Annotated in this window: 13 protein-coding genes; 4 read left to right on the forward strand and 9 right to left on the reverse strand. The window is 53.0% G+C overall.

What is annotated here, in order from left to right; translation table 11 throughout:
• Window positions 1-23: 23 nt before the first annotated feature.
• From ybeY to C3V43_RS09785, 3 genes are all read right to left on the reverse strand, one after another.
• Window positions 24-446 carry an rRNA maturation RNase YbeY gene (gene ybeY, locus C3V43_RS09775; protein ID WP_106069645.1) on the reverse strand — a complete coding sequence of 141 codons (423 nt, stop codon included), beginning with the start codon at window positions 444-446 and terminating at the stop codon, window positions 24-26.
• Between the two features lie 160 nt (window positions 447-606).
• A complete protein-coding gene (locus tag C3V43_RS09780) occupies window positions 607-1,848 on the reverse strand; it encodes a nucleoside recognition domain-containing protein (protein ID WP_106069646.1) in 1,242 nt (413 codons plus the stop codon).
• A 27-nt stretch (window positions 1,849-1,875) separates the two neighbouring features.
• The gene (locus C3V43_RS09785) at window positions 1,876-2,877 is read right to left on the reverse strand and encodes a M28 family metallopeptidase (RefSeq protein ID WP_106069647.1); all 1,002 of its coding nucleotides are present in this window, start codon (window positions 2,875-2,877) and stop codon (window positions 1,876-1,878) included.
• Between the two features lie 134 nt (window positions 2,878-3,011).
• Here C3V43_RS09785 and C3V43_RS09790 point away from each other — a divergent pair, with 134 nt between their 5' ends.
• From C3V43_RS09790 to C3V43_RS09805, 4 genes are all read left to right on the forward strand, one after another.
• The gene (locus C3V43_RS09790; protein ID WP_106070544.1) at window positions 3,012-3,779 is read left to right on the forward strand and encodes a DNA alkylation repair protein; all 768 of its coding nucleotides are present in this window, start codon (window positions 3,012-3,014) and stop codon (window positions 3,777-3,779) included.
• Window positions 3,780-3,852: 73 nt separating this feature from the next.
• On the forward strand, window positions 3,853-4,368 hold the full coding sequence (locus C3V43_RS09795) for a DUF4348 domain-containing protein (RefSeq protein ID WP_106070545.1): 516 nt from the start codon (window positions 3,853-3,855) through the stop codon (window positions 4,366-4,368).
• A gap of 701 nt (window positions 4,369-5,069) precedes the next feature.
• Window positions 5,070-8,150, forward strand: coding sequence for a SusC/RagA family TonB-linked outer membrane protein (locus C3V43_RS09800; protein WP_106069648.1), 3,081 nt, complete (start codon window positions 5,070-5,072; stop codon window positions 8,148-8,150).
• A gap of 25 nt (window positions 8,151-8,175) precedes the next feature.
• Window positions 8,176-9,663, forward strand: a complete 1,488-nt coding sequence (locus C3V43_RS09805) for a RagB/SusD family nutrient uptake outer membrane protein (RefSeq protein ID WP_106069649.1) — start codon at window positions 8,176-8,178, stop codon at window positions 9,661-9,663.
• Window positions 9,664-10,215: 552 nt separating this feature from the next.
• On the opposite strand, the gene C3V43_RS09810 is transcribed toward C3V43_RS09805, so the two are convergent.
• The 6 genes from C3V43_RS09810 to C3V43_RS09835 form a co-directional block, all read right to left on the reverse strand.
• The gene (locus tag C3V43_RS09810) at window positions 10,216-11,574 is read right to left on the reverse strand and encodes a sulfatase family protein (protein WP_106069650.1); all 1,359 of its coding nucleotides are present in this window, start codon (window positions 11,572-11,574) and stop codon (window positions 10,216-10,218) included.
• 237 nt (window positions 11,575-11,811) lie between these two features.
• Entirely contained in the window at window positions 11,812-14,910 is a 3,099-nt protein-coding gene (locus C3V43_RS09815; protein ID WP_106069651.1) for a chondroitinase family polysaccharide lyase, read from the reverse strand.
• A 142-nt stretch (window positions 14,911-15,052) separates the two neighbouring features.
• Window positions 15,053-16,000 (reverse strand): tRNA-dihydrouridine synthase family protein, encoded by a 948-nt coding sequence (locus C3V43_RS09820; protein WP_106069652.1) that lies wholly within the window; start codon window positions 15,998-16,000, stop codon window positions 15,053-15,055.
• A 202-nt stretch (window positions 16,001-16,202) separates the two neighbouring features.
• Entirely contained in the window at window positions 16,203-17,783 is a 1,581-nt protein-coding gene (locus tag C3V43_RS09825) for a RagB/SusD family nutrient uptake outer membrane protein (protein ID WP_106069653.1), read from the reverse strand.
• A gap of 25 nt (window positions 17,784-17,808) precedes the next feature.
• Window positions 17,809-20,988 (reverse strand): SusC/RagA family TonB-linked outer membrane protein, encoded by a 3,180-nt coding sequence (locus C3V43_RS09830; RefSeq protein WP_106069654.1) that lies wholly within the window; start codon window positions 20,986-20,988, stop codon window positions 17,809-17,811.
• Window positions 20,989-21,154: 166 nt separating this feature from the next.
• Window positions 21,155-22,714: a sulfatase family protein gene (locus tag C3V43_RS09835; protein WP_106069655.1), complete on the reverse strand. Its 1,560-nt coding sequence runs from the start codon at window positions 22,712-22,714 to the stop codon at window positions 21,155-21,157.
• Between the last annotated feature and the right edge of the window lie 378 nt (window positions 22,715-23,092).

The following is a 23,092-nucleotide window of genomic DNA, read 5'->3' on the forward strand; positions in this document are numbered from 1 at the left end:
CCTGTGATGCAAGTGCGAGCATATCATTTCGGTGCTCTCATCTCCAGCGCCTTGTTCTCCGCCGCCTCCATCTGTTCCCGTTCGCCCGGCCCTTTGTCGTTGATACCGCAAAGGTGGAGGATGCCGTGGATGACGACGCGGTGCAATTCTCTTTCATAATCATTGCCGGCAAACTGTTCCGCATTGGTGCGCACGGTGTCGAGGCTGATGAAGAGGTCGCCGTTGAGGCGGTTTCCCTCGCAGTAGTCGAAGGTGATGATGTCCGTGTAATAGTCGTGTTGCAGATAGTGGCGGTTCACTTCAAGGATTTTCTCGTCCGAACAGAAGATATAGGTGATTTCACCGATTCTTTTGCCGTATGAGGCAGCCACGGACTTGATCCATTCCGTTGTCTCGCGTTTCTTGAGGGCGGGCATTTCGATGCCTTCAGCGTGGTAGCTAATCATGTCTGTATATCGTTTTTTAATATTTCGTTTCCTTTCCGGTTTCTAATAATCCCTCATCGCCCACATACAGCCTGACATCTGACATCTCTTACGTCTCTTATGTTCTTATGTCTTGTTTCTCTAACGTCTAACATCTTACGCCTCTTCCCTCTACCATCTGTCAAACCTCCCCGAAGAAGAAAATATAACTGATGATGATGGCGGCGATGATGCCTGAGAAGTCGGCAATCAGACCGCAGGTCACGGCATTGCGTGTTTTGGTGATGCCCACGCTGCCGAAATATACGGCAAGGATGTAGAACGTGGTGTCCGAAGCCCCACGGGCCACGCAACTCATGCGGCCCACGAACGAGTCGGCTCCATACTGCTTCATGGTGTCAATCATCAACCCGTTGGCTCCGCTGCCGCTCAGTGACTTCATCAGGGCGGTGGGCAAAGCTCCTACGAAACTCGTGTCCACTCCGAGCAGCCCTACGGCACGGCCGATACCGTCTATCAATAAATCCATTGCTCCGGAAGTGCGAAAAACGGCGATTCCAACGAGGAAAGCCACTAAATAAGGTATGATGCGCACGGCGGTGGTGAAACCCTCTTTCGCTCCTTCGATGAAGGCGTCGTACACATTGATTTTCTTCCACAGTCCCCAAAGGATGAACAGCAGGATGATGGAGAACAGCAGGATGTTGGCTATCAGGGTGGAGTATGTGCCCATTTCGGTACGCTCGATGTGTGTAAACAGATAAATCAGTGCGGCGAAAAAGAGGCTGATGCAGCCTATCAGGATTAGTATGGGCTTGTTCAGCAGGTTGATGCGCTGGGCTATGCTGACGGCGATTACACCGACAAGGGTAGAGACGGCGGTCGTTATCAGTGTGGGGATGAAGATATCCGTGGGCTGTGCCGCACCCATCTGCGCGCGATACATCATGATGCTGACAGGGATAAGTATCAGCCCCGAAGTGTTGAGCACGAGGAACATTACCATCGGGTTGGTGGCGATGTCTTTCTTGGGGTTGAGCTCCTGAAGCTCTTTCATGGCTTTCAGCCCCATGGGCGTGGCGGCATTATCCAATCCCAACATATTGGCGGAGAGGTTCATGAAAATGGAACCCATGGCGGGATGTCCTTTCGGTATTTCGGGGAAGAGGCGGCAGAACACCGGGCTCAGCCAGCGCGAAAGCGCATTGATCATGCCGCTGTTTTCGCCTATCTTCATCACGCCCAGCCAGAGGGCGAGTATTCCCGTCAATCCCAAAGATATCTCGAACGCTGTTTTGGAAGAGGAGAACGTGGAGTTGACAAGTTCCGTGAATATCTCCGTGTCGCCCGTGAAGATGAGCCGGCAAAGGGCCACGATGAATGCGATGACGAAAAATGCTACCCAGATATAATTTAAAACCATGTATCGTTACGTTGTTTTGTATATGGATTAATAGTTGTTCTCGTTGGCGAGGTTCCATGCGTTGAGAAACGCCGCTTTGGTTATTTCGACCACTTTTTCCCAGTTCAGGCGGTCGGCATGGTCCGAAGGGCGGTGGTAGTCGGGATGTCCGTCCGTGTGATACCAGATGACGGGGATGCCTTGCAGGGCAAAGGAGGCGTTGTCGCTTCCGCCTACGGGATTGTCCCAGGCACGGTAGTCGGGTTGCAGCTTCAGTCCGTGGCGTGCAACGTCCTGCTTCAGCCAGTCGCCGAAAGCGGGGTGGCCGGCGGTATAGAAGTAGACTACGTGTTGCGGTTGTTCGGGCTTGTTGTTCCGGCCTATCATGTCGAAGTTGAGGTAGCCTTTCACTTGGCTGATGAAGGGGGATGTCTGTACGAAATACCGGGAGCCGAGCAATCCTTTCTCTTCGCCGTCCCAGAAAGCGAAGACAACCGTTCGCAACGGTCGGTGCCCCGAAGCCCGGAATGCGCGTGCTATCTGCAACACGGCCGAAACGCCCGAAGCATTGTCGTCGGCGCCGTTGTATATGGCATCATCGGCAAGGGTGCAGTCCATGCCCAGATGGTCGAAGTGCGCACCTACCACTACATACTCATCGCTACGCCGCCCCGGAATGACTCCTAACACGTTGCTCATGTGCAACGAACGGTACACGCCTTGTTTCAAACGGGCGACGGAGTCGGGGTGTACTTCCCATCTGTCCCGTTGCCGGCGTTCTTTGCCGCATGCCTCGAAAGGTTGGTAATACGTGCTATCTAACGGCTCAATACCGGCTTCTTTCAGGCAGGAGGCCAAGTAGCGTGCCGCTATGCGTGCACCGTGCGTGCCGGCTTCGCGTCCTTGCAGCTCGTCGTCGGCCAAAAAGCGTACAATGGCTTCGGCCGAAGCGCGGTTGATGCTTTGCAGTCCTTTTTCTTGCGGTGATTGCGCATGCAAGGACAACGTGAAGGAAAGGCAACAGATTATTCCTAAAAAGACTTTATACATCGTTGTACGGTTTTATGGATGGTACACATAATCAGTTGCAAAATTACGGATAACTTTCGATAGTTCTATATAAATATAGTATTTTTGTCTGCTGACGAATGTATTCGGAATAAGTGTAAATGAAATAGCGAATGATGAAAAAGAAGAGTGACACACCGGAAGGCGTTGATTTGAAGTGTCTCCTTTCGGCGGAGGAAGTGGCCGAAAGAGTAGCCTGCATACAGCAAGAGTTGGAAGCATATATCGACCCTGTAAAGAAAGAGGTTCTGCCCCGTTTCTTCAAGACCGGGAAGGGGCAGTATGGCGAAGGCGACAAGTTTCTGGGTGTGATTGTGCCTAATACGCGTTTGGTGGCCAAGATGCACAAGGACGAGCCTTTCGGGGTGATGGCGGCATTGCTGCAAAGCCCATGGCACGAATGCAGGCTCTGTGCTTTGCTGATGTTGCTGGAACGCTTTAAAAAGAGCGATGAAAAGGGAAGAAAATCAATCTACGAGTTCTACCTTTCGCAAACCTCTCGCATCAATAACTGGGATTTGGTGGACTTGTCCGCTCCCGGCATCGTGGGCGAGTACTTGAAAGACAAATCGCGCGATGAATTGTATCGCTTGGCGGACAGCCCGTTGCTTTGGGAGCGGCGCATAGCGGTGGTGGCTACCTATACGCTTATCAAAAACCACGATTTCATCGATATTCTGGCTCTTTCCGAGCGCTTGCTCCACCATAAGCACGACCTGATGCAGAAAGCCGTGGGCTGGATGCTTCGCGAGATGGGCAAGCGCGACAAGGACTTGTTGGTGCAATTTCTGGAGAAGCATTGCAAGACGATGCCCCGCACCATGCTGCGCTATGCCATCGAGAAGTTTCCGGAAGAGGAGCGGAGGGAATTCATGAAGCGTTGATTTATGTGCTTTCTTTGTTAGGAATTCGGTAAGATATCTTATATTTGCGCCCATAAAAACAACCTGTTTTATGATGAAGGCAATTCGCTATGCGCTGTGCCTGTTCGCAGTGCTTTTGCTGTCGGTTTCGAGTGGGCGGGCAGCAGCCGATGAGGAAGATTTCAATACATTCCTCAGGAATTTCACATCCGGTGCTTCCTTCCAGTATTCCCGCATCAAGTTTCCGTTGAAGTCGCCCATTGTCTTGCTGAAGGACGACGGAGAGACGGAGCAGACTTTCCCCTTCACCCGCGAGAAGTGGGCCTTGCTGGACGAGGAGACCTTGAAAGAGGGAAAGATTACGGAAGAGGAGGGTGGTGTCTACATCTCCCGCTTCACGGTGGACGAGCCTGCCCATAAGGAGTTCGAAGCCGGGTACGATGAGTCCGAAGCCTCGCTGCGTGTAGTCTTCGAGCGGATAGGCGGCAAATGGTACGTCACCGACTGCTATACCGACTGGTATAACTCCGACCTCCCCATCAGCGAACTCAAAGAAACCATCCGTATGGTGCAGGAAGAGAACAAGGCATTCGAGAAACTGCATCCTTAAATGTGTGCTTTCCCCGCTTCATCATCCCTGCTGTGTGTAAGCTTTCTTTGCCTTGCTGCCTTTCGGGGTGTTTTCCCCCTCTTCTTCGGAACAAACAAGCGGAAAAACGCACGCCCACAAACACAAGTCCTTGTGCTGACAGACACTTCTGTCTGTCGTGACAAACATTTGTGTCTGACGGCACGGCTGCAAGCCTCTGTCGGCTCTGCTTCGTTCCCCTTTGCATGAATCTTCTTTCTGCAAATCTTACCTTCCCTGAAGTGTGGGCTGATGCTTTCCGAAGTGTGGGCATACGTGCTCCGAAGTGTGGGCTTGCATTCGCCCAAGTGTGGGCTTGTGTCTGCTCAAGTGTGGGCTTAGGATTGATTAAATGTGGGCTTACGTTTCTTTCAAGATGAGTTTCCACTTTTCTCCTGTTAAGAAGTTGAATATCTTTTGATTATAGAACAGTGCGCTCTCCTTTGGATTCCGGGCGGTTCCGTTTTTCTTCGTTTACTTTTACGTACTTCTTGTTTGTGGCTTTCGGAGTATCAGAAGACGTTTTGTTCCATCTTTTGCCCGTGTTTTGTACGAATTCGTACAAAACACGAACGATTCTCCAACCCATCCCCCTCATTCATCCCTACATTTGCAATGCTATTCGCTCAAAGTGGCGAATGTAGTGAAACAATCTTTATTAATAATCTACAAAATTCATACTTATGAAACAAACAACCGGCTTTTTAAAAGTATTGGGTATCGTGTTGCTGCTTTCTGCACTTTTTGCCATACAGGCAAAGGCACAGAACCTCACAGTGACAGGTACGGTGACCGACAACCAAGGTCCGGTGATCGGTGCTTCCATCCAAGTGGACGGCACCGGCAACGGATGTATCACGGACATCGACGGAAACTACACCTTGCACAATGTTCCCGCGAACGCCACCCTCGTATTCTCCTACATCGGCTATCAGACACGGAAGGTTGCCGTAGGCGGAAAATCTAAAATCGATGTGAAACTAACGGAAGACAGCCAACTGCTGGAGGAAGTCGTCGTAGTGGGTTACGGCGTTCAGCGCAAGAGCGACCTGACAGGCGCGGTAGCCTCGGTAAAAGCCGCCGATGCCTTGAAAAGCACTCCTACCGGCAATGTCTCCGACGCTTTGCAGGGACGCATGGCAGGCGTATCGGTACTGTCCGGTTCGGGCGACCCGGGAAAAGAGAACACCATCCGTGTGCGCGGCATCAACTCCATCACGGCCGAAACCGGTCCGTTGGTTGTCATCGACGGATTTATCGGCGGCTCGCTTCAGTCTCTCAATCCGGCGGACATCCGCTCCATCGAAGTGTTGAAGGACGCGTCGGCAACAGCCGTTTACGGCTCGCGCGGAGCCAATGGCGTCATCCTCGTCACTACCAAGAATCCGGCCAAAGACAAACTGACTGTCTCGTTCAACGCATTCGCCAACTTCAAGACGGTGGCCAAGTATATAGATACACTCTCTCCCTACGAGTATGCGCAACTTGTCAACGACTATGGCAAAGAATACTTCAAAGGCGGAGATTACCATTACTACAATGCCGATGAACTGGAAGCTTTCCGCACGGGAAAGGCGGGATTTGAATATGCGAAAGAGATTTTCAGGAAACCTGCCTTGACGCAGAACTACGAATTGTCTGTGGCCGGCGGCGGAGAAAAGAGCACTTTTCTGGCATCTGTCCGCTACCAAAACGACGAAGGCATCATCAAGGCTTCTGAAAGCAGCGTCTACAACTGGCGCTTGAAGGTAGATACCGACATCCGCAAGTGGCTGAAGGCCGGACTGAACCTCTACGGTCATTACAGAAAAAGCGCCAATCCGCGCGTTTCCGAATATGACGGCCTGATACAGCAAGCCGCACTCTTCCCCAATACCGTCAACCCCAGGAACGAGCGGGGAGAGTACAACAACGCTTTCTTCGACGGCTCGCCTAACTACAATCCCATGGGGCACATCTGGGAAGCGAACAATTCCAACCAGACGTTGGTCAACAACCTGCAGGGCTATGTGGACTTCAAACTCATGGACGGGCTGAATTTCCGCTCGCAACTGGGAGTGACCTTTGAAAACAGGATGAATTCATCCGCAGCCGGCGAGAACAGTTACGAGAAATTCAAGAACAACCGCACGACGGCCCGTTCTCAAAGCTATTGGAACATGTCTTGGCTCAACACCAATACGCTGAGCTATGTGAAGGAGTTTAATAAGAACCATCGTGTCAATGCCACTGCCGTTTTCGAGCAGTCGTATGACAATGACTACAACCACCAGACTGTGGCCAATGGCTTGGACCGGCCCGAACTGGGATGGGACGCCTTGGGATGGTCTGCCGGCGACTTGGCTAACATCGGCTCAAATCGAATCATCACCACGCTGATGTCCGGCATGTTCCGGTTGAACTATGTATTCATGAACCGTTATATGCTCACGGCTTCCATCCGTGCCGACGGCTCTTCCCGTCTGGCGGATAAGTGGAGCTATTTCCCGTCAGCCGCACTGGCTTGGGATTTGAAACAAGAGGCTTTCCTGAAAGATAACAACTTCATCGACCAGTTGAAGTTCCGCGTGGGCTACGGCTCGGTAGGGAACCAGTCGGTAGAGGCCTATCGCATCTATTCGAAGCTTGTCAACGTGCGCAATTCCGACGGAAGTACATCTTACAAGATAGACCGCCCTGCCGCTCCCTACCTGAAGTGGGAACGCAACGACCAAACAAACATCGGTTTGGACTTCGGCATTTTCAACGGCCGCCTGCGCATCAGTGCCGACTGGTATAACAAGATTTCGAAGGATATTCTGCTGGAATTGGCCCAACCCACACATTTGGGTCACGGCTCGGCATTGAGGAACTCGGGCAAGATAAAGAACACCGGTGTGGAATTTACCATCGGCGCAGACCCGATTGCCGGGAAGACATTCAGATGGCATTCAGACCTCACGTTGTCTCACAATAAAGGTACTTTCGAGAACATCCCGACTGAAAACCGCCGTCAGCAACAAGCCGGCGAATACCAGAATCAAATCTTCCAAATGATAGAAGGGCAGAAGCTGGGTACTTTCTACGGATATAAATCCGCCGGCATCTGGCAGGAAGATGAGGTAAACGCTCCTTTTGTCGATGCCAAGGGAGTGAAGAATGGCAAAACCAACGGACAGACTTATAAGGTGGTTGCGGGCAACATGAAGCTGGCCGACCTGAACAAAGACGGTGTAATCAACGAGGCAGACCAGAGCGTGATAGGATGCGGCCAACCCACTTTCAACTGGGGATGGAGCAACACCTTCAACTATAAAAACTTCGACTTCTCTTTCTTCGTGGTGGGATTTCATGGATTCGACATCTACAATGCCAACGAACACATGGCCATCAGTGGCATCAGGGCGCAGAGCAAAGCCCCTGTGGTTCCTCTGCGTAAGCTGCAGAACCGCTGGACACCCACGAATACCGATACCGACATTCCGGGCTTCGTCAAGGGCGGCAACACGTATGTCAACAGATACATGAGCCGCTACGTGGAAGACGGCAGCTTCATCAAGATGAAGAGCGTCACACTTGGCTATACGTTGCCCGAGAAATGCTGCAAGTCGTTGGGCATCAACAATCTTCGCGTTTATGCTTCCGTGCAGAACCCGTTCCACATCACCCGATACTCCGGACTGGACCCCGAAGCTACTTTGGGAAATCCGCTGATACAGGGCGTGGATTGGGGCAACTATCCCAACAGCCGGAACTATCTGGTCGGTTTGAACTTTGCTTTCTAACAATTAACCCATTTAGAAGAATAATATGAAAAAGATACTCTATTCCATAACACTTGCCGGCTGTCTTGCCTTTACTGCCTCTTGCGTAGATCTCACTCAAGAGCCCCAGTCCTTTTCCACCGTGGACAGCTACTTTAAGCTTTTAGACCAGTCTTCTTTAGAGAAGTTCACCACTGCCCTCTACAACGACCTTTGGGGCGGTAATTACGGCTTCAACTGCCGCATGCAGTCCATCAACGTATGTGCCGACGATGTGACCTTCCGGGCCGCAAAACCCGACAACCGTCTCGGAAACTTCAATAATCTTTCTCCGGACATCATGCAGAACAATGCGGACGTAAGTACGACGTGGGACTTATTCTTCAAGGCCATAAACGATGCCAATGCCGTTATCAACAAAACGGTATTCCCCAATGACGAGAAGCAGCTCCGCAAGTTCCGCGAGATAGTAGGCGAGGCTTATTTCGTGCGTGGTTTCTCTTTCCTTTATTTAGTCCGTCTTTTCGGAGATGTGCCTTTGGTTCTGAACGAAGACGAATCAGATGCCCGCATGCCGCGTACAAGCGTTGCCGAGGTGTATGACAAAGCCGTTGTTCCCAGTCTGCAAAGGGCTGTGGAATGGCTGCCTGCCACCGCCCGGAAAGGCAACCCTGCCACACCCACCCGATGGGCTGCCAAGCTCTGCTTGGCCGATGCTTATATGAGCATGGCCGGATGGCCCCTGAAGAGAACGGAATGCTATGCAAAGGCTGCCGAACTGACGAAAGACATCATCGACAATTCCGGCCTGAAACTGACGGGGAAGTATGCCGAAATCTGGAAAGAGAGCAATAAGAACAGCACGGACGAGGTGATGTTCGCACTACTGCACAGCGTGGCCAACAAAAGCGCAAGCCAATACGGAAAGTCCTACTATCCGTCGGACTTCAGTCCCAATGCAGGATGGGCCGACTACTACGGCAACGAGGCTTTCTATCTGAACTATCCGGACGATGAGCGCAAGGCATGGAATTACATGACTCGATGGAATACAAAAAAAGGCCTCGTGCAGTATAAAGCCTCGGCCGATAAGCTCCCGGCCATCTCCAAGTATTATGATTACAATGACGGAGCTCCGGGCAAGAGCCAGCTTTCAAACGGCATGACCTGCATTTACCGGTATGCGGAGGCGCTGCTCACTTATGCCGAGGCCTCGACAAGAGCCACCGGCAATGTCAACGCCCAGGCATTGGCCGCCATTCAGGCCGTACAGAAGCGTGCCGGATATGCCTCCGATAAGCTGACGGACACCACGGAGCCTGCCGCTTTCCTGAAAGCCGTGTCCGACGAACGGGGATGGGAATTCTTCGCAGAGATGAAACGCTGGTTCGAACTGGTACGCTTGGAGAAGGTAAAGGAAGTGAAAGCCGCGCAATGGGATAACTCCTTGTTCAAGGCGCAAAACCATTACTACCTGCCCATACCTTATCAGCAGATTCAGTTGACGGGATGGAGCAACAACGCGGGCTATTAAGGGCCTGTTGAAAGGCTGCTCTGTGTTATTTTCTTGAGCATTCTTCTTTTTTGAAAGAAACAAGAGATGCTCTAAGAACTTAGATGCATCGAAAAAAGACCGCCTCTGTCGAGAAGATTCTTGGCAGAGGCGGTCGAGTGTATAAGCGTATTGGTTTGTATGATACGAGTTCTCCCGAAAAGGGAAAGAAATTACCTGAATCCGCGATAGGCGGTTCCTTCTTCTAAAGATGAGGGACTGCATCCTGTCGGGCGGATATTTCCTGAATGCAGCGGTTTACAGCGGTCAGGCAGAAGAGAAGAGAGCCTTTTACGTCAAGCGCCCTCCCCCCCCTCCTGTTTGACAGCTGCAAGCCTTTGTCGTGACAGACGCAAATGTTCAAGCCGACAGACACTTGTGTTTGACGTGACAGACACAGGTGTTTGAGCCGTCAGACACAAGTGTCTGAAAGGGTTGGATTAAACCTCTGATAACCAATGGGATTTTACTCTGAAACACAAGTCCCCGTGTAAGGTTATCGGCCTGCTTCTTATCCCGGATTCAGGTAGGAAATTACATGCCGGGTATGAGGTGAAGGCCTTTGCGTATCTGTGTAACGCGGTGCAGCTTCATCCATTCGTTCAAAAGAGCACGGTGCGACAGCAGTACATCGGCATACTTCTTTTCTATGGCCAGGTTCCTCATCTCGCCTCGGTCATTTTCCATATCGAACAGTTGTTCGCGATACCGGCCCTTATCGTAGAGCACGTATTTGTAGCGCGCAGTGCGCAAGGCCCAGCCCCGGCTCACTCCTTTATCGAAAGTGGTTTCGCTTACTACGTATGGCTGATGCTGTGTGTCGGGGTTGCCTTTTTCGGCAAGCTCTCTGAACGAAACTCCGTGTACTCCCTGCGGCAGAGGTATGCCGGCCCAATGGCATACAGAAGCAAAGAAATCCACTCCGTTGTTCACCGGTTGCGGCAGTTTTACGCCCGCATTCTTCTTTTCGGGCGAGACCACTATCAGAGGTACATTCACCACCTCTTCATAGAGTGCCGACTTCTGATTCCAGCGATGAGCGCCCACACCGTCGCCATGATCGCTTGTAAAGATAACGACCGTATTCTTCCAGAGCTTCTTTCGGTCGAGGACGTCGACAATCTTTCCTATTTCGGCATCTACCTTCTCTACCAGTCTGAAGTAGAAACTGCGATAACGCCGCCAGTCGTCGGGAGTGTAGTCTCGGGTGGGATAGGCGGAATAGTTTGAGCGTTGCTCGTAGGCGATGACGTCGGCGTCGTAGGGATTGCGTGCAAAGTTCGTGGGCAGTCCCGGCCATTCGTCCTGCGGCAGCTCCTCCAGATGGGCGAAAGGCAGGTTCTGGCTGCGTGCATGTTCGCAGATGTTGTGCGGATTGTCAAACGAAGCAACGAGGAAGAAGGGGCTGCGGTGTTCCTGTTCCAGAAAGCCTGCGCACGCTTCTGCCAGACCGTTGTCATCGTGGGGATGGATGTTGGTGAAGCCGAATTCGCCATCGGGAATGGAGGAGGTGTGAAGATGCCACTTGCCGGCATAGGCGCATTCGTATCCGGCATTTTGCATCAGTGTGCCCAGTGTGCGTACGCGTAGCGAGTCGGGTAGCGGGGTGCCGTTCACGGCCAGTCCCACCTCGTGCGAGGTGTGTCCCGTGAACATGGAGGCACGCGACGGCCCGCTGAGCGGAGCGGAACAATAGGCGTTTTCGAACAATACTCCCGCCTTTGCCAGCCGGTCGATGTGGGGAGTGTGCAGGTCGCGGTTTCCCATGCAGCTCATGGCGGAAGCCGTCTGCTGGTCGGTCATGATGTAAATGATGTTGGGACGTTCTTCTGCCGCCGAGAGGGAGGGAAGTGCCAACGTGGTGCAATACAAAAGTTTTCTCAATGGAACCATAGTATAGAATATTGTTTAGAGAATGAAGTGAGTTCGTATGTCAGGACAAAAATAAGGTTTTCGTAGTAGAAACGATGCCACTTATATGCTAACCTGTGTCATTTTCGTGCAATCGATACCCCTGCCCAAGCTGCTTCCGTCGGCGGTTCACTGCATCTATAGATGCAGTGAGCGGGAACTATAGATGCAGCGGACTGGAACTATAGATGCAGCCTGCCGGATGTATATAGCCTGTTTTCAGCGTTCCTTCTGCGCCGTCAGTTCCACATCGAAGCTTGCCGCATCCTTGCACGTAAAGCGTAGTACGGTCTGCCTCTTGTCGGCAGACAGCACCTTGCAGTATGGTGTCTCGGCAACCGTCCATCGGCCTTTTAAGGTGAGGGTGACGGGTATCTCGCCGCTTGCGTTGTCTTTCCACGGGCGTGAGTAGATGCTGCGCTCGATACGTTTTCCGTCTTGGTCGAAAACTTCGTCGGCAGGACCGCGATACAAGGCAAGGTCGGGCTGGGCAACGGTCAGCAGTAATTTGTCCTCGCTTTTTTCGCGCGTCATCACAAGGCAGCAAGTGTCGGCTTTCTGCAACACGCCTTCCGAAGGAAGTTGCTGCGGGGTCTCGAAGAGAACATAAGACGTCAGCCCGTCGGCCTGCAAGCGAACGATGTGGGCGGTGCGGTCTTGCCGTAGAATCCGGTAGGAGGGTCGCTTGGCAAAAGCCTTCAGCGAAGCGGCGTCCGTGCGAGGTAGTACGGCATACTCGTACGATGCGCCCCGTGGGGCTTTGCCGTGTTGCAACACCAGCGAAACCCAGTTGCCCGTGGTGGGCTTGGTGCTGCGCTCGCCCACGGTGACTTGCGGGAAGTTTCGCTCGAATTTGCCCCGTTTCATCGAAGGTTTTCCTATATAATATCCCACGTCGTTGGGGTCGATGTAAGTCTGTCCGTTATCATGAAAACCATTCCAATAGCTGCGGGTTTCGGGGGTGAGGGCGGCCAGCTGGAACACGGTGGTTTCTGTGGGGAAGTCGGCATTGCTGTTCTCTATGTCCGTGCCCAGACAAACGATGACACCGTTGAAGAAGTGGAACGACTTGCGTGCCCGGTGCGAGCCGTTATACTTGTCGTGTTCGTGCAGCTTCATGCCGAAGTTGCCGTTGGTTCGGAAGTGCGACAATCCTCCGGCAAAAGCCTCGTCGGAGTAGAGCATCTCCTCCATGCCGGAGAAGGCGTCTACGTTGAGCACGCGGGCGCGCAACCGGTCGAAGGGCAGGTGTATGGTCGTTGTTCCGGGTATGCGGTTCCAGTCGAAGCCTGCTTCCTGCCAGCCACCGGTGGCAAAAGTGACCTTTTCATCGGGCTTTCCGGTCAGTATCTGCATGCTGCCGTGTGCCAGATAGCGGCCGTAGAAGTTGGCCGGGAGATAATGCTCGGCGGCCCATAGGTAGCGGGAGTGTCCGCGCACCACTGCCGCCCGGTTGTCGCACCGTTGTACGGACACACAGCCGTAGCCCAGCGCCAAGTTGCCTTGCGGTTCGGGTTCGGGACGGAAGCCTTGCGCTTCGAGCAGTTCCTTCAATTCACGCTCCTGCCGTGCGGAGACTTTGGGCAGATAATCGGGGGCATCCTCTCCGGCTGTTCCGCTATCAGAGACAAGGCGCAGATAGGCGGCGGCCATTTCGGGGTCGTATGCTTGCTTGCCGTCCGGTGTGCCTGCAAGTGCCATCGTGGCATATTGAACAGGTATCAGCTCGCCTTTCCCGTTGGGATGCCGGCCTGACATGGAGAGCGGCCACTGCTTCAGGTTGCAATAGAAGCGCATGGCAAGCAATACATTCTTCACGGTGCGGTGCGCCAATTCCGAGAGCTTGAACTCCGTTCCGCTCAGCAGATACACCATGCTCGTTGCGCCGTCCAGCCCGCCCACGGCGTATGCCGGATAGTTGTTGCAGTGGTGGAAGCAGGCGCCGTCTTTCTTGAAAGAACCCGCCAGCCCTTCGGCAGGCCGGCAACCGTGGTCCAGCCAGCGTGAAAAAGAACGCAGGTATTGCAGTTTCTCCGGCGAATCTTCCATGATGAGGATGCTGGCCATGCGTCCCTGCATCTTGGTGTTGAAAGTGTCGATGTCGATGCCGTCGACGAGGGGTTTGGGAAATACTTCGTTGGTGATGGCATACCAGTTCAGGGTGCGTTCGGCCTCTTCCAGCCTGCCTGCATCGCGCAGCACGTCTTTCATCAGGAAGTAGGAGACGAACAGGCCGCGCATGCTGTATCCGTAGTGGTGGATGTTTCCCCAGCAGCTGCCGTAGACGATTCCTTGGTCGGTGGCGTTGGCGTACATGGCAAGGAATTTCTGCTTCAGCTCGTCCTTCAGGGTGGCATTGCCGGCGTTGTGGTAGGCCACGGAGATGCGCTTCATCAGATTGAAGTAATCGCTGATTTCCACTCCCAGCTTGGTGAACATGTCCTTGTCCCAGTCGGGCAGAAGCCGTTCGTAGGCCTCGGACTGGCGGACGAACCAGATGGGGCGTCCCGTCACCTTGCCTTCCACGGTGGCAATGTTGTAAAAGTCGTACTTCCGGCGGATGGCTTCCATCTCCTTGTCCGAAAGGGCGGCAGGTGTGTAGAGCATATCCCGGAAGCGCCTTTCCATCTTCCGCATGTCTTGCCTTTGCGCATCCGTTACGGGTGTCAGAGGAATGTCCGGCTTCAACAGCGAATGCTCGTAGACCACCAGCCAGTGGTTGGTGGTGCCTTTATTGACGAAGGGCACTTGCAAGTCGGGCGTCTGTTGGCGGGCATCCACTTTCGAGGCAGTCAGCACATGGTCGAAGAAGAGCTTGCCTTTTACATCCGGAGCCACGATGCGCACTTCGTCCATCCCCTCTTCGGGTGTGCCTTGCATGTCGCGCTCGTAGCACACCCACGCTCCGCGCCAGCCGGTGAAGTTGATGCCGAAGGGAAAGGAGGTGCACAATCTGCCGTCTTTCAAGAACTCGAACCGGATGGTTTTGTCCTGTGCCTGCTCGTTATATATCCATACGATGAAGGCAGAGAGATAGGTATCGCGTCCCGTCGGGTCTTTCGGCTCAAACTTCAGGTCTTTCTTGATGGAGAGCACGGCATGAGGGGCGTAATTCCAGCTCAGGCTGTGCCCGCCGTCTCTGTAATGTTCGTCGCTGACGGATAGTTGAGAGTCTGTGCCCGTTATAAAGGGCGGAACTTGCGTTTCTTCGAAAGAGAGCAGGCGTTCGTTCTTCACTGTTTGCGCTTGCCCGTTGGCGGGGCATAACATCCAAAGGAGCATTGCCGCTCCCGTCTTCCATTTATTGAGTTGCGTCATGTCTGGTTATTTTATAGGTATTGTACAAAGAAATCTTTGTTTTTTGAAAGAGAAGAGCGCAAATCGTACATAAGAAGTATAAAAACGTTGCTTCGTGGAGAGAAAGCCTGCCCAAAGCGTATGACAAGCAGGCGGAAGCCCTCTATCGGTAAGAACCGAGCAGATTGCTCACCGCCGCCCGGTAGTTGGACAGCTTGGAGGTTTTGTGAATAATCTTTCTGGCTTTGCGGTCTGCATCGGGCAAAAGATACTCCCAGAAGCTCTTCATCTTCATCAACAGTTGGGCCTCTTCGCCTTGCAGTTGCTCTTGATAGCCGGCAAAGACCATCGCATGCAGTTGCCCCACTTTTTTAGCCATTTCATCGGTGGAAAGTGACTTCCCTTCCCGATATTCCTGCGCCAAGGCGGGGTTGGCCAGCAGCCCGCGCCCGATGACGATGCCTGCCAGTCGGGGGAATCGGCCGGCAATGGTATGGATGTCTGCCGTGGTGTGCAGGTCTCCGTTGTAGTACAGGGGCTTGGAGCATCCGTTGTAGAATGCCTCGAAAGCATCCAAATCCACTTCGCCCTTATACTGCTGCTTGCCGAGGCGGGGGTGCAGGATGAGGTGCGAAAAAGGCAGTTCGTTGAACAAAGGCAGCAAGGCGAGGCATTCTTCGGCATTCTCCCATCCCAGTCGCAGTTTCACGGAGAAATGCACGTCGGGGTACTTCTGTATGGCCGCCTCCAGCAACGCCTTCACCTCCTCGGGATAGGGAAGCATGCCTGCGCCGTTGTGCCGTTTGGCCAGCAGAGGAAAGGGACAGCCCAAGTTGATATTTGCTTCGCGATGGCCTTTCTCGATGAAAAGGGGCATTATCTGTTCCAACTTGTCGGCATCCGGAGCCATGAGTTGGGGGATGAGGTGCAGGGCTTGGTTGTGTTCCGGACTTATGTCGCGCACATCTCTGCGACGTATCTCGCCGTGTTCTATGCGTACAAAAGGGGAATAGTAGGTGTCTACGCCCCCGAAGACACGGGCGTGTGCCTGCCGGTAGACCGCTTCGGTATGACCTTGCAACGGTGCGAAATGGATGGGAAGTGGATTCATTGCGGATATGTCTTTATCGGAGGACAAAGATACGAATAAAAAGGCACGGATTTCACAGCTTCACTCGGTTAGTATGGTCTAAATTTATGAGAGCTGTGTAGTCCGTGCCTTGGGGGAGTACGAAGATGTTCTTACGCATCTTCTTTCACAAAATGATTAAGGTCTTTTTGTATAAGGTTAGAATCGTTGTGTCGTCGGTTCTTTATTTCCAATACTTGTTCTGCTCTAATTTGGTGTTTACACCCAATTCTTTGGTGGGAATAGGGAGGAACTGGTGCTTCTCTTCCGTGTTGCCTACGTATTGTGCAGCTCCCTTGGCGTTGTTGGCGGTAGACCAGCGTGGGTCTTTCACGGCAGTTCCGAGCTTTTCCTTGATGCTCTTGTAGTAGATACCCCAACGCACGAGGTCGTACTTACGCAGCGACTCGAAACAAAGTTCCCTGCCGCGTTCGTCTTGAACGAGCTTGCGGAAATCGGCGAACGAAAGGCCTTTCACTTCGCTGATACCGGCACGCTTGCGTACTTCGTTGATGCAGTTGTAAGCCAACTCCGTAGGACCTTGGTGTGCTTCGTTCTCGGCTTCGGCCAACATAAGCAGCACGTCGGCATAGCGCAGGAGGCAGTAGTTCTCTTGCGTATAGTTCTTGTGCTTGGGATTGCTGGTTTCCCATTCGCGGCGATACTTGCCACAACGGCGGTCGGTGATTTGGCCTTTTTTCCATGCCACTTGCACGTCTTTGTTGTTCAGCTTGTAAGGAGCCATGGACAAGTCGCGGCGAGTATCTTTCTCGTCGAACAGGTCCCAAAGGATGAGGCTGCCCGCATAGAAAGCATACGTATATCCCGCACCTGTGGGAGAGGAGTTTTCTTGCAGGTTGCCGATGACGTTTCCGATGCGGCTTTCGGTGTAGTTTCCGTCATTGCGAGTGCCGATGAATTCCACTTCCCACATGCTTTCGTTGTATACTTTGTCATAACGGTCGGAATTCAAGGATTTCCACAATTCGGATACGTCGGGGTTCAGTTTGTGCTTTTGAGAGTCGCAGACGTTCTTGGCATGCCGTGCGGCCTTTTCATAAAAGGGCTTTCCGCCATTTGACGGTTCGCCTGCGCGCCACAAGCATACGCGTGCAAGGATTCCTTCCACCACAGTCTTTTTCACGTGCGACGGAGACAAGTCGTAACTGCTGTTATCCACCATGTCAATACAATCTTCCATTTCTTGGATAATCCAGTCCAGCGCTTCGGCATGAGGAGTTCCCTCCAGGCTGCCGGTTGCAATGTCGGTCACGGCTGTTTTGCGGATGGGCACTTCGTACCATCCTTGTACCAGCAGGAAGTGATAATAGGCACGCAGAAACTTGGCCTCTCCTTTGATGCGTTGTTTTGTCTTTCCGTCGGAGATGTCGGCATTGTCGATATGGTCGAGCAGCACGTTGGCATTGTTGATGCCAGAGTAGAGCGATGTCCACGTGTACCACAAGTCGGTGTTGCCGGTGTTGTGCGCATTGGCAAATACGGCTCCCGTCTGGTTCTGTCGGTAGTAGTAGCTCAGGTCGTCGACGTTGGACAACATGCACGAATAGCGGTTGCCGTACACGTTCTCGGTGGCCATTGTCCAGTATATGCCGGCAAGGGCCATGGTGCAGTCCGTTTCGTTTTTGTAGAATGTTTCGGGGGCTACAAAATCGTAAGGTTTGGTGTCGAGCATGTCGCAACCGGCCATGGATGCGGCAATGGTGAGGACACAAATCTTTTTGAAGATGCTATTGATACTTTTCATATTTCATTGTCTTGATTATAGGTGGTTAGAAAGTGATGTTGACGCCCAGCGAAGCGTTGAACGAACGCGGATAGGCCGACCAGTCGAAACCGGGAGTCAGCACGCTGTTGCGTGTGGATACTTCGGGGTCGGAACCGGAGTAACCGGTGATGGTTGCGATGTTCTCGGCCGAAGCGAAGATTCTGGCGGCACTGATGCCCAATGGGCGTAATGTTCTGCGGGTAAAGTTATATCCTAACGAGATGGTCTTCAGCTTCAGGTATGAACCGTCTTCTATGTACAGCGAGCTGTAATATTCAGAGCCGATGGCTTTGGCGCGCGGCATGTTGCTGTTGGGATTTTCGGCCGTCCAACGGTTCTTGTAGGAAGCAAACATGTTGGCATTCTTCCTGCTTTGCGGGTTCTCGAATATCATGCGGTTGGCGTTCAGTATATCATTGCCATAGCTCCACTGCATGAAGATGTTCAGGTCCCAGTTCTTATAGGTGAAGTTGTTATTGAAACCTCCGGTGTGCTTGGGATGCCCGTTGCCGATGGCGGTACGGTCGGCATCGGTAATCTTATTGGTGCCGTCGTTGGTCAGTTTCTTGTATTTGGGGTCACCCGGTTGCACATTGTTGGCTATGCGGGGCACGTTGTCTTTTAACTTGTAGGTTGTGTTGCCGTTGGCATCTGTTGAGGTGTTGAAGTCATCGTACTTGTACGTTCCATCGTAGACGAAGCCGTACATCTTTCCGGCCGCCTCTCCTTTCTTGCTGATGTAGGCGGGCATCGTGCGGTATTTATTATCCCAGTTGATGTAGCTTATCATGCTTTCCTGTCCGTCGTTGAGTTCCAGAATCTTGTTGTTGTTGAAGGCGATATTGAAAGATGATGTCCACGTGAAGTTCTTTGTCTTGGCGTTGGTGGTTTCCAGCGTCACCTCTAAACCTTGGTTGCGTAGTTTGCCCACATTCAAGGTTGCGCTCGAATAACCCGAACTTGCCGGAACGTCGGCTTTCAGCAGCAGGTCTTTGGTGGTTTTGATGTAGTAGTCGAGCGTCAGGTTGATGCGTCCGTCGAAGAATCCGAGGTCCAGGCCGAAGTCGTATTGTTCGGTGGTTTCCCATTTCAGTTTTTCATTGGCCATGGAGCCGAGCACATAGCCGGGGTGGAAGGTGCTGTTCCAAGGATATTTGTAAACGTCGGAGCTGGTGACGAGCTGCGCCATATAGTCGAAGTCGCCGATACGGTTGTTTCCCGTGAGTCCCCAACTGGTTCGCAGTTTACCGTTGGACAGCCAAGGCAGTGCCTGCGTGATGAACTTTTCGCGTCCGAATGCCCATGCAAGCGAACCCGAGGGGAAGTATCCCCAACGATTCTGGCGAGCAAACTTGGATGAGCCATCGGTACGCATGGAAGCTGTGAGGTAATACTTGGAAGCGTAGTTGTAGTGAACGCGTCCTAAGTAGGATACCATGGCGTTTTCTCCCTGCGAGGCTTTTACGACGGGCGTTGCCGAACTCTTCCCGATGCCGGACATGCCGAAGCTCTCGTTGGTGATTTCCTCTTGGGTGATGGAACTCTTATAGCTGGTGTATTTTTGGAATGTGACACCCGCCAAAGCATTCAGGTTATGCTTCTTCTTCTTGTAAACGTAAGTCAGCGTATTTTCGTTCAGGTAGTTACGCATCTGAGCCTGTTCAAGGAAGGCGTTGATGCCCTTGCTTTGCGTGTTCTTCGGATGTGTGTTTCCGGTGCGGGTTTGGCTTCCGTTGAACTCTTCTCTTTTTATGTCGCGTCCGGTGTATCCGGCGGTGGTCTTGAACTTCAGGTTCTTGATGATTTCCCATTCCACGCCCAAGTTGGCTTGCAGGTGGTCGGTGGTGTTGCGCCGGTATTCGTTGCGGGCAGACAATACGGGGTTGAAGCGGTAGTCGTTGCTCATGTCGATGTCGTCGTCATACAGTTCGGCAAGGAGGTCGGAGCCGGAGGGAGAAACCGGCCGGTATCCCCATACGCTATACATCAGCGAGTTGGTGAGGCCTGAAGTGGCAGACGAAGGATTGGAACCTCTCTGCACGTTGCTTGCAAAGTTGGCATTAGCGTCTATTTTTATCCGCTTGTTGATTCGTTGACTGAAGTTGAAGCGACCCTGATAACGGGAGAGGTCTGAATTGATGATGACACCCTGTTGGTTGCTGTAAGAGAGCGATGCGGAGTAGTTCATCTTGTCGCTTCCTCCGCTCAGAGCCATGTGGTGGTTGTGGCTGACGGCAGTGCGGTAGATTTCGTCTTGCCAGTCGTAGCTTTTGAATTTTTTGTAATCGTCGAGCGTGATGCCGTCTTTCAGATAAAAGTAGGTAAACTCGTCAACAGTCTGTCCGTCTACCTCCTTTGTATTGCCTTCCATGATTTCTTTTTGCAGGTTGACGAAGTCGTAACCGTTCATCAGGTTCATGGGGTTCTTCACGTTGCTCATGGTGACACTGCCGTTGTATGTAAGCGTGGCTTTTCCTGCCTTGCCTTTCTTGGTGGTGATGATGACAACGCCGTTTGCTCCGCGCGAACCGTAGATGGCGGTGGCCGAAGCGTCTTTCAGCACGTCGATGGATTCGATGTCGTTGGGGTTGAGGGCGCTCATGCCCGATGTTTCGCTGGGGAAACCGTCGATGACGTAGAGCGGGGCGGTGCTTTGGGTCAGAGAGCCTGCGCCGCGAATCACGATGCTGTAATTGTCGCCCAGACCACCGTCCGTGGACGATACTTGTACACCGGCAATGCGTCCGCCCAGCGTTTCGGTCACGTTGTTTACGGGTGTCTTCGTCAGGTCGCTCATGTTGGCCTTGCCGATGGAGCCGGTCAGGTCGCGGCGTTTCACGTCGCCGTAGCCCACGGCCACTACCACCACCTCTTCGAGGGCTTGCGCGTCTTCCTGCATGGTGATGTTGAATACTTTCCGGTTTCCTACTTTGATTTCCTGAGTCTTATAGCCTACAAAGGAGAATTGCAAGACATCGGTGGGCTTCACGTTGTTGAGCTTGAAAGAGCCGTCGAGCCCGGTCACGGTTCCGTTGGCGGTTCCTTTGACGGCGACACTTACACCGGGAAGTTCTCCCATCGTGTCTACCGTTTTACCCGTAACTTGACCACCCGTCTGTGCCTGTATGGACAATACGGAGCAGAATAGGGTCAGCAATAAGAATAAGGTTACTCTTTGTTTCATACATATTAATTTGTTAGTTATTAATAAAGGTTGTTCTTTGTTTTCCCATCCGCTCTTCCTGCCGGATGGGATTGCAAAGGTAAAAGAAAGGCGATGCAGGGGCGTTAGTCAATCGTTCGCAAATAGTACGAATTCGTACATAACGGGTGCGGCGTTCCGTGCTTCGTCATCTTCTTTCGGCTTGATTCTTTCCCTGTTTCACTTCCTCCAGCAGAGTGGAGAGGGTTTTCACCTTTTCGGGATGGGTTGCCGCGGCATTCTCTTTCTCCGACGGGTCGGCCGAAAGGCAGTACAGTTGGGGAGTGGGGGCGTTGCCCATCTCCATCCGCGTCCAGTATTCCAATGCAGGTTTGTCGCTGGGTTCTATGTACTTCCAGTCTCCCTGAACGATGGAGAGGGTGCTGTTCAGGTTTTGCTGCACGATGTAGGGACATCCGGCAGTGTCCGTACCCAGAAAAGTGCCCAGCCGGTCGCGGCTGTCGGGGGCGATGCCCGGAGGCAACGGATGGTTCAGCAGGGCGGCGAACGAGGCATACACGTCTATCATCGAGAAGAGTGCCTGTTGTTTTCCCGGCTTGATGCCGCAGGGCCAGCGCACGATGAAGGGGATGCGTGTGCCGGCGTCGAAAGCGCTGTACTTTCCGCCACGGTAGTGCTTCATCGGGGTGTGCCCGTTCAGCAGTTCGAGGGCTTGGTCCTGATAGCCGTCGTCAATCACGGGTCCGTTGTCGCTGCAAAGCACAAAGATGGTGTTGTCGGCAATGTTCAGGCTGTCCAGCGTGCGCATGATTTCTCCCACCGTCCAGTCCAGTTGTAGGATGACGTCTCCGCGAGGGCCCAGGCCGCTCTTCCCTGCAAAACGGGGGTGAGGCACGCGGGGCACGTGCACGTCCTGCGTGCCCATATAGAGGAAGAAAGGCTCGTTCTTGTGGGTGCTGATGAAGTCTTTGGCTTTGGCGGTAATCACATCGGCAATGTCCTCGTCCGTCCAGAGGGCTGATTCTCCGCCTGCCATCCAGCCGATGCGCGGGATGCCGTTGATGATGGTATTGTTGTGTCCTTGGCTGGGTTTCATCTTCACCAGTTCGGGGTTTTCCAGTCCGGTGGGGCGGTTGCCCACTTTATGCTCGTAGCTCACGGTGATGGGGTCGTCGGGGTCGAGGCCCACGACGCGTCCGTTCTCCACGAACACGCAGGGCACGCGGTCTACCGTGGCGGGGATGATGTATTCGTAATCGAAACCGATATCGTGCGTGTTCGGCTTGATGAGGCGGTTGAAGTCGGTTCCGCCCTTCGGCCCCAGCCCAAGGTGCCACTTGCCCACGGCGGCTGTGGCATAGCCTTCTTCCTTGAAGAGGTCGGCCATGGTGACGCAGGCGGTGTCGATGATGAGTTCCGAATTACCCGGAGCAATGCCGGTGTTCTGCTGCCGCCACGGATACATGCCCGTCAGCAGTCCGAAGCGCGAGGGCGTGCTGGTGGAGGAGGTGGCGTATGCGTTGGTGAACTGCATGCCTTGTCCGGCCAGACGGTCGATGTTGGGCGTGCTGACTTTGGTAGCGCCATAGCAGCTCAGGTCGCCGATGCCGAGGTCATCGGCAATCAGGTAGACCACGTTCGGCTTTTGCCGGGAGTGGTCGGTGGCTTCGCCTTTCGGGCGGCTTCCGCATCCCGTTGCCAAGACGGCACCGGGTATTAAAGACCATAAGGGGGAGAATTGCTTCATAGTTCTTTGTGTTAAGATTCTGATTCGGCAGGCAAAGGTAAGGGATTTGTGGATCCTGGACGTACAAGGAAGTACGGGGAAGAGGTAAAAACGTACAAAAAGCGGATGTACTTTCTTTTGTCTTGATACAAAAGACCAAAGAAAAACTGCCTTCGGCGAAAGCCCTTACGTTCGGCATCCTCAAGCAAGCTTGCGGCTGCTCTCACTAAAACGGGCTTTTCAAGGCTGCACCTCCGGGGCTACTCCGAAAACCTTTTACACTAAAGGACAGAAAACTCGCTTCGCTCAAACAGGTCTGCCCTTTTTAACGCGTAAAAGGCTTCCTCCGCTTAACGTCCCTGCGATGAGGCCGAAACCATGCGGCGTGATGGTTTTGTT

Origin of the sequence: Prevotella heparinolytica, assembly GCF_002998535.1 — a bacterium.
In the GTDB taxonomy this organism is placed as follows: Bacteria; Bacteroidota; Bacteroidia; order Bacteroidales; family Bacteroidaceae; genus Bacteroides; species Bacteroides heparinolyticus.